The following is a 9,754-nucleotide window of genomic DNA, read 5'->3' as shown; positions in this document are numbered from 1 at the left end:
CCGGTGTCTGCCACAGTGCCGCACCTGTGGCTTGCGCATCACCTCGTCAGCAAGGTGGAGAAGACCGGACGCTTACTCAAAGCAGGCAGGACAGAGATAGGCATGCTGCCTGGGATTGAAGCCGAAAAGGTCGATCGCCTCCGCGGGTGTGAGGAATTCGATGGCACAGGCCACCTGGCCGACAACGGCGCTGTAGACGTGGTCATCCAGGCCGAAGATGGCGAACTTGCTCTCCCCCTCCATCGCAAACAACCGGTCAACCCATGATGTCTCCGCAAAAAGCGCGTTTGCCGCCATTAGGATGGTACGGGTGACCTCACCCGCAGTGAAGGTTACGCGCGGCGCCGAATGCATGATGCGGTTGCGGTCTTTGCGAACCGCAGTCCAGAAGGTGTTGAACGACGGGTCCAGCGGCGGGTCCACAACGCTGTTGTGCACGGCTACGAGCTTTGACGCCTCGAGGCTCGGCAGCTCGCCAAACGATGTTGCCCCCTTCGCCGCCTTCGGGCTCCAGTCGGCTGGATCGCCAAGGAGGAGGTATGGCGACACGCGCGCGATCCGGCCCTTGAGGCCGAGCTCCATCGCTTGCTGGATAAGGCTATAGGCGTTCGACAGTGCAGGCTGCACACTTCGCCAATAGTCGTCGGTCGCCTCCGCATCCCCACTGGCACCAACTCCGATGGACCACGCGTCGTGCGCGTCCATGGTGATCTTCCATGCCAGGTAGAGCTGATTGACGCCGGCATCGTGAAATTCATCCGGCGTCGGCACGTCGATGATCACTGTTTCGGCTCCGTTCCGACCCATAATTTTGCCTGCCACCTTGCTAGCAGGAATCGGGCTTATCGCTAGTAACTTTTGTGGCTGTCGGGATCGATGGCGGCTTGCGTTTACCCCCTCGCCTCTTCGCTATCATGGTGGCATATGTAACTCCTAATGCCACCACACGCGGGCTTTGCCATATGACGCTACAAGTTAACATCACACCAAATGGTCGTATGAGCCTGCCGGTGGGCATTCGAAAGCGCCTAGGGCTTGAGGATGGCGGTGCGGTCCTTGTCGAAGAAACGCCGGACGGAGTTATCCTGCGCACCGTGGAGCAGGCGGTGGCAAAGGCGCAAGCAATCGCCAAGCGCTACGCACAACAGCCCGGCGCGTCGGTCGATGACTTTCTTGCCGTACGGCGCGAGGACAGCGGCGAATGACCCATGTCGTTCTCGATGCCTCGGCGATCCTCGCACTGTTGAAAGGCGAGCGCGGTGCCAGCAAGGTCGCCAGCGTGATTGCGGATGCCTCAGTGTGCGCGATCAATCAGGCGGAGGTCATCAGCCACTTTGTTCATCTAGGCGCGCCACTTGACGACGTGCGAGCGATGCTGGCGGCCCTGCCCTATACCGTCGTCGCGGCGGATGATGCGCTCGCCTGGGATGCCGGTAACCTGCGCGCTGCCACCTCATCGGCCGGGTTGTCGCTGGGCGATCGCTTCTGCCTCGCTTTGGCCAAACGCCTCGGCGTCGCGGCGTACACCGCCGACAAAGCGTGGCGCGACATAGCAGGCGACGTGGCCGTGAAGATCGTGACTATCCGGTAGGTTGTGAGGTGCACACCGAACCGCCCCCATCCGCCGCACTTGAGGCGTGGCTCGATGCCAACGGGACGATCGAAGATCGCTACGGTCACCTCCTGCTCGAACAGATCAAGCCAATCGACAAGAGTCTGATCGACGCTCTTCGCCCGTATTTTGAGTCAGCTCATCTCGACGCGCGCGAACATTTTCATAAGCAGGTCGGCATCGACCTTCACCCGGACGCTGGGGCGGCGGGAGCCCATGCCTGCTATCCAGACTGCCTGCCGGCCGTCGCCCGGCGTGGCCTATTTGGCGAAGTAGTCGCCGGCTTGGTAACCCAGGCCTATGCAGAGGAACTCGTCGGCGAGCATCAGTGGTCGGTCCCGATCTTCCTTTTCCGCTTCCATGCCGATGTGGAGAGCTATCTGTGGGACCTTCGCTACGATCCATCCCGCAAGCGCCAGGTATTCGGTCGCTTCGGTTCCGACTTCGTCGGGGTACGACTCGACGCGGCCGGGAACGTGGTCCGGGTCATCGTCGGGGAAGCAAAGTGGCGCGCCTCCCTTACCAACTCGGCCGTCGCCGCCCTCCTCCATGGCGAGAAGAACCTGAAAGATCCGACTACGGGCAAGAATGTCCACAACGGTCGTGGCATTTGGTTTGAGGTGAATCGGGATAGCGTCGTTCCGAAGGGCTTGCGTCAGCTGCAGCGCCTGCTGGAGCTGCGGGATCCCGTGAATCATGCGACCGCCATTGCGTCCATGGACGCCGCGATCACCGCGACCGTACCCACGCTTGCTCGGACGAACCTCGTTGTGATCGCCGGCAACGCCGCAGCGACCCGCAAGAAACTGAATGTGCTGATCCCGTGGAAGAAGCCGCCGGCAGACTACACCGCCCCGCATGACTTGCAGGTTGTCGAGTTGATCCTTGAAGGCGGTGAGGCGCTGATCGACGGGCTGTATACCTCTATGTGGAAGCCCTGACGCCATGTCCGAAGAGATGCGGCGTGCCGTCGCAGAGCAAGTTCGCACTTCGCTGGCCATCGAAAACGCGTTATCCCGCCCACAGGCTCGCGCCTTCGTGCGTTGCTTGCAGACGACCTGGCAGGTTCCCACCACCTCCGCGACCAGACGTTGCAGGCGCATCAGGATCGCGCGGTTTCCGCGGGACGAAGCCTTCCGCGACTTTCGGGTAATGCTCCCACTCAAGCTGGATGCGGGCGGCAGGGAATCCGTCAGGAAATTTGACGAAGCCGTGCATGGACGGAAGGTTCGTAATGTCGTCTGGGATGACCAGCGGCTCGACTTGCTTTCGCGGTGTCAGGGTCGAGGCGTCGCGGGTGTTATTGTAGCCGTAGCTATAGCCCTCATCCATCTGCCGGATTTCACGGTTGCCGATATATTTCGCGCACTGCTCCGCGGTATCGAGATCCGCTGCAGCCAGGATCAATTTGGTGCGCGCGAGCGACGACAGGTTGCGGGCGTTTTCCTCGCCGTAGACCTGTACGAGCTTGTCGAAGGAGTGGAGCCCGAGGATCATTGCTCCGCCGAAATTTCGGGCGGTCTGCAGGCCGCTTTCGATCGCCGGGAGCCGGTGGAGGGCACCGAGCTCGTCGAACATAAACCACGTCCGCAGCGAACGGGTTTTCGGCATCGTCATGAGCGAGTGGATGGCAAGATTCGACCACAGCGTGAGCAGCGCCCGGTTCATCTCGAGATCGGTATAATTCGAGGTGATGAATAGGATCGAACCGGGCTTCTTGTCGCCGGTCATCCAGTCCTTGATCGAGTAGGTGCGCCCCTCGTCGGGGAGGAAGCGTAGGACCTGCGCATTGGTGTTGAAGACGGCGCGGATCGACTCCGCCATGCGGGCGGCTTCAGGCGCCGTCAGAGGGTCGGCGATCGTCTTGGCTAGGTGCTTGTGAACCTGCTTCAGGTCGGCCGTCATGAGGTTGTCGGCCAGCGCTTGGTTCGTGGTCATTTTCTTCTCGATGAGCTTCATGCACATCTCGATGAATAGGGTCCGCGCGGCGAGCGCCCAGAAGGGCTCGGACGAGCCGCCATCGGACGGAATGAGGGCGGCGGCAGCGGCCGTGAACTCGCTGTACGTCCGACAGTCGTTGAAGATCGACCAGGCCGGGCAACGCGCGTCCATCGGGTTCAGGATTGTATCGCGCTCGGGGTCGTAGAAGGCTTCGACATATGCCCCCGTCAGATCGAACACGACGGCACTGTCTTGGCGCTGCCGGATCTGTGCGATGGTCTTGCGTAGGGCGGTTGTCTTACCGGCGCCGGTCGTGCCGAGAAGTAGGGAAGCCGAACGGTGGTGGTGAAGACGGCGGGCGGGGGGAGTCGCTGGCACTGTCGGAGGAGGAGGTCGAGCCGGCCAACGTCGCGAACAATCTCGCCGCCAATATCCTCTCCCAGCCCAGCGAAGCGGAGGTCGATAATTCCCGCGACGGCCTGTCGTCGGAAGCGACGGTGGTGAGCAGCGCCGAGGCGAGATCGCCGGCCGATCGCGGCCGGACCAGCGATGATGAGCGTGACGACCGATCCCGTTCCATGGATGGGCGCAGTGCCCCTGTGCGCGTCGCGGGCACCAATGAGCAGCTTATGAACGAACGTCGGAGTTTGGAAAGCGGGCAAAGCGGTCCGAGTGACCGCCATTGGGTCTTTCCTTCGTCCGATTGCGAGAGGTGCAACCTCTGATCTAAGCTCGCGTCTTTGTCGAAGCGAACGCCTTGGGCGAGGCAGGAGACCGACAGAGTGGCGAATGCCCCAACCGCAAGGCAGAAGCCTTTCAGCGCCGTGGACTTCTTCCTGGAGGACCTACCGGCATGAGAGCGCAACAGATATCTCGCGCGCCAAAATCCTGGAAATCCCCGATCGGCGCTACGGCCTGCCCGAGATGCGGGAAAGCTTCCTCCGCGAGGGTAGGTCCGACTGGCTCGCTTGGGCCTCGGCGGTGGGGTCGCGTAATTTGGATAAGCAGGCGCGCAACTACTTGCTCGATTATTTTGCGAATGGATCAAAGACGAACCGCCTGATCGCATCGATCCTGCAGAAGGCGTGAGCCGTCCCCTTCGAGAAAGAGCGCCAGCTTACGGAGATCAGGAAAGCGGCTCTGAATGTCCCAATGTGGGTCAGAGCAAGGATTTTACTTTCTGCCACTCCCGGACATCCTAGATCAGCAGCAGAGACTAAGGCAAAGGTCTTCGGTGGGACCACCATACCGGAAAGGCTACACCAACGACGGCAGCGTGAGCTGCTCTCCGGGGTTCGCCAGCAGAGCGCGAGCGCAGAGAGCCGCCTCGACCGCCTGCCGGTAATGGACGGTGCCGAAGCGCTCGGCCTCGGCGAAGTCAACGGGCACCCAGTCGTTGCTCGGGTAGCAGGCGTCATAGATCGCGCGCGCAGCCGCGCGCAGTCGCGGATCGTGCCGCATGATCAGCTCCAACAAACACGGGCATCGCCGCCCGCACCACTGAAGTAGAACATTACAGGAACGTCTTTCAAGTCGGATCTGCTGCGGCGTGCGGTCCGCGCGCTACGCGTCAGAAGCCGCTGACACGCCAGGGATTAGGTGGCAGCGGTCCATCCGCCGTCGAAGCATGATCGAGATCTGATACCGGCAGAGGCCACATTTCATACACCGGCAGCCGGTTCCGATGCGATCATGACCTGCCGAGTGCGTGAGCGCCGCAGCCACCGCACGAGGCGGCGGCGTCTCGGCCGTTGCGGCGAGGCTTCGCCGAGCGCATCCTGCGGTATGGCCAAGCTCTTCTTCTCATACAGCCACAAGGACGAGGAACTGCGCGACGAGCTGGAGACCCATCTCTCCACGCTGAAGCGAGAGGGCCTGATCGCGGCGCTTCACGATCGAAGGATTACCGCGGGCGATCGGCTCGACGACGCGATCGACGCCTATCTCGAGGAGGCCGACGTCATCCTCCGTCTTCTCAGTCCCGACTTCATCGAGTCGGACTATTGCTACTCGCGTGAGATGACCCGCGCGCTCGAGCGTCACGCGACCGGTGAGGCCAAGGTGATTCCGGTGGTGGTGAGGCATTGCGACCGGCGCAACACACCGCTCGCCCAGCTACGCGGGACGCCCCGCGACAATCGTCCGGTCAGGTCCTGGCCTGACCGGGACGAAGCCTGGCTCGACGTCGCTCAGGACGTGCGCGCAGCCGTGACGGCCACCCGGCACCGATTCACGCCGCCCAGCGTCACGCGGCGATCTCATCTCGTTCAGCGCTTCGGCCTCTGTCGGGCCCCGGATGACCCCCGAACTGATCGAAGCCTTCGACGAGATTGTTGGTGATCGCGTACACGTCAGCGAGGGACATGCCCGATCGGCCGGCGACATGCCGACGATCGCGATCGGTGACCTCCCCTGGACGAAGATCACGAGCGAAGCGAACCCCGTCGATCGTCTCACCGCGGTCGCCGCCCTGCCGACGAACGCCCGCCTCATCCTGGACTAGCGCTTCGATAGCTCCACGCTGTCGATCTGGGCCTGGCAGCAGAAAGCGGCCGGCACTCGCATTCGTGCATCGGACATGTCATCGCAGTGGCGGCTTCTCTAAGCCGGCGCCGATGTTCCGATTCCGCTTGGCGTCGGCTTTGAAACTTTGACGTAACGAGGAAGGGCTGCAGAATTCCGTGCAAATTCAGACGCTCCGCGGATCCGGCCATGAAGATTGTCCGAAAACTACAATCGCGGACACGGCGGTTGTCGCTTGATGCAGGACGGATTGATTGGCATCGAGGGGCACCGCGACAAACCCTATTGTCGCAGGACATTCCTCTTCGGTCATGACCGCCGCGATGTAACATCGCGGCAGCGAGCCGGCTCTTCATCGCTCGCATTGCGCGGCGCCGGGTGACCAAATCGCCGCCGCCCGACGACGATCAGCGCGCGCGCGGGTTCTTGCAATTCGACAGCGATACCCTGCCCGGGGAAGCGCGCTTTCGTGCGTACCGCGAGCTATATGCCGGGGGGACCGATGCGGAACAGCTCGGCCCGGATTTCCACGCCCGCGTGTCGGCATGGTCGCTCGATCGGCTGACCATCTTCGAGCGGCATCTGAACGACGTCGGCCATCACCGCACGCCCGCGCACGTCGCGCACGACCAGTTCGATCATTTCACGATCACGCTGGTGATCGCGGGCGAGGTGGAGGTCGATCACGGGGCCGGCTTCACGCGCGTGCCACCGGGGTGCGGGATCATCTACGATGCGCACAAGCCCGCGCGCAATCGCTTCCGACGCGCGCACCTCTACCTGCTGCGCGTGTCGCGACCCGTGTTCCAGGACCTCGCCTCCGGGCAGCGCGATCCGAACGGTGCCTTGACCAAGCCGGGCACGACCGCGCTGCTGACCGACTACGTGCGGGTCCTGCTGCCGCGCTTGAACGATCTCGATCTCGTCGGCAGCGGGCACGCGGTCGATGCGCTGTTCGCCCTGGTGCGGGGCGCGTTGCAGCCGGCGCGAACCGCTGCTGACACGGCGGCGCGCGCGCGCGACCAGGCGCGGCTGACGACCATCCGCGCGCTGATCGAAGCGTCGATCAACGACCCCGATCTGGGACCGGAGATGATCGTCGCCCGCTCGGACGTGTCACGCGCGACGCTGTACCGGCTCTTCAAGCCGCTGGGCGGGATCAACGGCTACATCCGCGCGCGTCGGCTGCACGCGTTGCGCCTGTCGCTGATGGACCCGCGCGAGCAGCGCACCTTTGCCGAACTGGCGCTCCACTGGGGCTTTCGTAGCGAAGCGCACGCGAGCCGCCTGTTCGTCGATCATTACGGCACGCGCCCGGGCAGCTACCGCGAGGGCTGGCGTGCGTCGCGCGACACGCCCGCCCCGGTGCGCGAGATGCGCTTTCTCGAAGCGACGATCAACGAAGGCAGCAGGGTTGATCAGGATTAAGCTCCTCGATCAACCCGCGTCTCACCGATGAGCCGCGCGGACATTTCCGCGTTGTACGAACTGGACCAATTCTCCGCCCGTCGCCGCGCGGCTCCGCCGCGCTGCGCGTCCAGCGGGGAAGAACATGGCGGTTGCAGCATCAGGATCACACGGAGCAACCGCGAGGATGCGCGTGACCGGGCCGGCTTACGTCCCTGCGCGCTACGCGATCCCGCGGTTGCCCGGTGCGGCGCGGCTGATCGTGCTGCCCGCGGGCACGCAGGTCGCGGCCGAGACGCGCTGCCGCTTTGACGCGCAACTCGCGCGCGTCAGCCTGCTCGGGCCGACCAGCCGCGCGGTGACCTTGTGGGTCGATGGCCCCGCGCCGATCGAGGTCGAGCTGGATGCGGCGGACTGGTCCCGCATCACGCATGTTCGCGCCGACACGCTGACCGACCGGATCGTGCCGGCTGCGACCATCGGCATCGCGAGCCCCGCCCTTCCGGGCGACGCGCTCGGCTGCGCACGTGTCGCCCACGCGCTCGCGGCACAGCGCCGCCACTTGCCCGGGGAGCCCGGCGCCGCGGTCACGCGCGGGTTTGCCGCGCTGGTCGGGCGCTTCGACGTGACCGACGTCGGCGCAGCGGCCGAGATGCTCGGCGTCAGTCCGCACCTGCTTCGTCGCACGACACTGCGCTATTTCGGCTTCGCGCCCAAATTGCTGCTGGTGCGCGCGCGCTTCCTCGCCGCGCTGGAGGCGTTCCGGCAGTCGGGCCTGCGGTTCGACAGTGTGCTCGCCTTCGGTTACTTCGACAGCTCGCATTTCCTGCGCGACGCCAACCGCTTTCTCGGCACCACGCCGCGCCGCTATCTGGAGCGAACGGCCGCGTTAGCGCCCGGCGAGTGGGACTATGCCGCCGCCGCTTGACCGCAAAGCGGCATGGAATGTGACCCGGCTCATCGCCACGGCCGCCGCGCAGGCGAGCGTGGCGATGACCCCGGTGCCGAGCAGCGCCGCCGCGGTCGACCATCCGCTCTCGGCCAGCAATCCCGCGAGCAAGGGGCCGCTGCCGACCGCGATCAGGGTCACCAGCGCGAAATAGATGCCGTTGACGCTCGCGCGCGCGGCGGGCGGGATCAGCGCCTGCACCCCGAACAGGCCGGCGAAGCCGGACACACCGAGCATCAGGTTCGCCGCCACCACGCACACCACCATCGCCGGGAGCGTGCGCGCCTGTGTCAGCAGGGCAAAGGGGACCAGCGTCGCCGCCAGCGCGATCAGGACGATCAGCGGCAGGTACGCGACAAGTGCAGGACGCCGCGCGAGCAACCATCCGCATACGCTCTGCCCGACCCACCCGGTCGCGAGCGTCACCACCCCCAGCAGCGTCGCCGCCTGCGCAGCGGTGATCCCTGCCTGCCGCACGAACAGCGTCGGCATCCAGCCACCCGCCGCTTGTGCGAGGATCAGCGGCGCGATCGCCACCGCGAAAAACGCCGCCAGCGCGTGCCACGGCGTGGCCTGCTCCCCTCCGATCGGCGTCGCGGACACGGCGCGCGGCGATGCGCGCAGCAGCACCGGCAGGATCAGCAGGTTGGGAACTGCGGTGAGTGCGAGCAGCCAGCGCCAGTGCGCGATGTTCGTCCGTGCGAATATGATCGCCAGCAGCCACAGCAACGTGCCGACCAACAATAGCGCGATGCTGCGCCCGATCGTCGCGCCGCTGGCAAAGGTCGCCAGCGCCGACGCGCGCTTCTCGCCGGCCTGATCGATCAGCCACGCCACCGCGAGCGGTACGAACACTCCTTGCCCCACGCCCAGCAGCGCGCGCGCGAGGCTGAGCGTCACGAGCGACGTCGCCGCCGCGGACGCGATCGCCGCCGCGGTCCAGGCGAGCACCCCGCCCGCCAGCCAGCCGACCGACGCGCGGCGCCCGCGCATGATCGCGGCGAGTGCGAGCGCGGTCGCCGCATAAGGCAGCGCAAAGGCGGTGCCGATCAGCCACCCGGCCTGCGCGTCGTTCATCGCCACCTCGCCGCGCACCAGCGGCAATACGCCCGACAGCGCGGTGCGATCGACGAAGGCGAGCAGGTGAAGGGCTGCGAGCACCAGGATCACGCGCGTGGTCGCGGCGGCGGGGGCACGAGCGTTCATCCGCCGACCGCCTCGCGCAACGCTCGTCTTGGGTCAATCGTGGCCGGTCGTTTGCCGCTCATGTTCTCGGCGGAGTTATGTCGCCGCACGCTGCGCCCTCGGGGTCGGATCACACC

General features: G+C 65.0%; 12 protein-coding genes and 1 pseudogene. 9 read left to right on the top strand and 4 right to left on the bottom strand.

Annotation, left to right across the window (positions count from 1 at the left end):
* Positions 1–72 precede the first annotated feature (72 nt).
* Positions 73–783 (bottom strand): hypothetical protein, encoded by a 711-nt coding sequence (locus tag Q0579_RS10280; RefSeq protein ID WP_298811878.1) that lies wholly within the window; start codon positions 781–783, stop codon positions 73–75.
* Positions 784–962: 179 nt separating this feature from the next.
* Between Q0579_RS10280 and Q0579_RS10275 the strand changes: the two genes are divergently transcribed.
* The 3 genes from Q0579_RS10275 to Q0579_RS10265 are packed head-to-tail and all read left to right on the top strand — an operon-like array spanning position 963 to position 2,553.
* Entirely contained in the window at positions 963–1,205 is a 243-nt protein-coding gene (locus Q0579_RS10275) for an AbrB/MazE/SpoVT family DNA-binding domain-containing protein (protein WP_043061471.1), read from the top strand.
* Positions 1,202–1,591, top strand: coding sequence for a type II toxin-antitoxin system VapC family toxin (locus tag Q0579_RS10270; protein WP_076718539.1), 390 nt, complete (start codon positions 1,202–1,204; stop codon positions 1,589–1,591). The genes Q0579_RS10275 and Q0579_RS10270 overlap by 4 nt, the downstream gene beginning before the upstream one ends.
* 8 nt (positions 1,592–1,599) lie before the next feature.
* Positions 1,600–2,553, top strand: coding sequence for a hypothetical protein (locus Q0579_RS10265; RefSeq protein WP_043061473.1), 954 nt, complete (start codon positions 1,600–1,602; stop codon positions 2,551–2,553).
* Between the two features lie 184 nt (positions 2,554–2,737).
* On the opposite strand, the pseudogene Q0579_RS10260 reads toward Q0579_RS10265, so the two are convergent.
* A pseudogene (locus tag Q0579_RS10260) lies at positions 2,738–3,889 on the bottom strand (type IV secretion system DNA-binding domain-containing protein); the annotation flags it as partial.
* On the opposite strand from Q0579_RS10260, the gene Q0579_RS10255 reads away from it, so the two are divergent.
* Both Q0579_RS10255 and Q0579_RS10250 read left to right on the top strand, forming a co-directional pair.
* Positions 3,847–4,278 (top strand): hypothetical protein, encoded by a 432-nt coding sequence (locus Q0579_RS10255; protein WP_298811904.1) that lies wholly within the window; start codon positions 3,847–3,849, stop codon positions 4,276–4,278. The pseudogene Q0579_RS10260 and the gene Q0579_RS10255 sit on opposite strands and share 43 nt — an antisense overlap.
* 64 nt (positions 4,279–4,342) lie before the next feature.
* Positions 4,343–4,642 (top strand): hypothetical protein, encoded by a 300-nt coding sequence (locus Q0579_RS10250; RefSeq protein WP_298811877.1) that lies wholly within the window; start codon positions 4,343–4,345, stop codon positions 4,640–4,642.
* Between the two features lie 168 nt (positions 4,643–4,810).
* On the opposite strand, the gene Q0579_RS10245 is transcribed toward Q0579_RS10250, so the two are convergent.
* Positions 4,811–5,014, bottom strand: coding sequence for a hypothetical protein (locus tag Q0579_RS10245; RefSeq protein WP_298811875.1), 204 nt, complete (start codon positions 5,012–5,014; stop codon positions 4,811–4,813).
* A gap of 324 nt (positions 5,015–5,338) precedes the next feature.
* Between Q0579_RS10245 and Q0579_RS10240 the strand changes: the two genes are divergently transcribed.
* From Q0579_RS10240 to Q0579_RS10225, 4 genes are all read left to right on the top strand, one after another.
* Entirely contained in the window at positions 5,339–5,893 is a 555-nt protein-coding gene (locus Q0579_RS10240; protein ID WP_298811874.1) for a toll/interleukin-1 receptor domain-containing protein, read from the top strand.
* The gene (locus Q0579_RS10235; RefSeq protein WP_298811873.1) at positions 5,850–6,056 is read left to right on the top strand and encodes a hypothetical protein; all 207 of its coding nucleotides are present in this window, start codon (positions 5,850–5,852) and stop codon (positions 6,054–6,056) included. The genes Q0579_RS10240 and Q0579_RS10235 overlap by 44 nt, the downstream gene beginning before the upstream one ends.
* A 398-nt stretch (positions 6,057–6,454) precedes the next feature.
* A complete protein-coding gene (locus Q0579_RS10230; protein ID WP_298811870.1) occupies positions 6,455–7,504 on the top strand; it encodes a helix-turn-helix domain-containing protein in 1,050 nt (349 codons plus the stop codon).
* A gap of 172 nt (positions 7,505–7,676) precedes the next feature.
* Entirely contained in the window at positions 7,677–8,411 is a 735-nt protein-coding gene (locus Q0579_RS10225; protein ID WP_298811869.1) for a helix-turn-helix domain-containing protein, read from the top strand.
* On the opposite strand, the gene Q0579_RS10220 is transcribed toward Q0579_RS10225, so the two are convergent.
* Positions 8,373–9,638 (bottom strand): MFS transporter, encoded by a 1,266-nt coding sequence (locus tag Q0579_RS10220; RefSeq protein ID WP_298811868.1) that lies wholly within the window; start codon positions 9,636–9,638, stop codon positions 8,373–8,375. The two genes, Q0579_RS10225 and Q0579_RS10220, sit on opposite strands and share 39 nt — an antisense overlap.
* Between the last annotated feature and the right edge of the window lie 116 nt (positions 9,639–9,754).

The organism is uncultured Sphingomonas sp. (genome assembly GCF_936927845.1).
Taxonomy (GTDB): Bacteria; Pseudomonadota; Alphaproteobacteria; order Sphingomonadales; family Sphingomonadaceae; genus Sphingomonas.
Note: the sequence above shows the minus strand (reverse complement) of the source record. Positions and strands in the feature narration are given on the sequence as shown.

Excerpts from the sequence above, each read along its gene's own strand:
- Q0579_RS10275 (WP_043061471.1), top strand. The coding sequence starts at position 963 with ATGACGCTACAAGTTAACATCACACCAAATGGTCGTATGAGCCTGCCG.
- Q0579_RS10270 (WP_076718539.1), top strand. The coding sequence starts at position 1,202 with ATGACCCATGTCGTTCTCGATGCCTCGGCGATCCTCGCACTGTTGAAA.
- Q0579_RS10250 (WP_298811877.1), top strand. The coding sequence starts at position 4,343 with ATGCCCCAACCGCAAGGCAGAAGCCTTTCAGCGCCGTGGACTTCTTCC.
- Q0579_RS10245 (WP_298811875.1), bottom strand. The coding sequence starts at position 5,014 with ATGCGGCACGATCCGCGACTGCGCGCGGCTGCGCGCGCGATCTATGAC.
- Q0579_RS10240 (WP_298811874.1), top strand. The coding sequence starts at position 5,339 with ATGGCCAAGCTCTTCTTCTCATACAGCCACAAGGACGAGGAACTGCGC.
- Q0579_RS10235 (WP_298811873.1), top strand. The coding sequence starts at position 5,850 with ATGACCCCCGAACTGATCGAAGCCTTCGACGAGATTGTTGGTGATCGC.
- Q0579_RS10220 (WP_298811868.1), bottom strand. The coding sequence starts at position 9,638 with ATGAACGCTCGTGCCCCCGCCGCCGCGACCACGCGCGTGATCCTGGTG.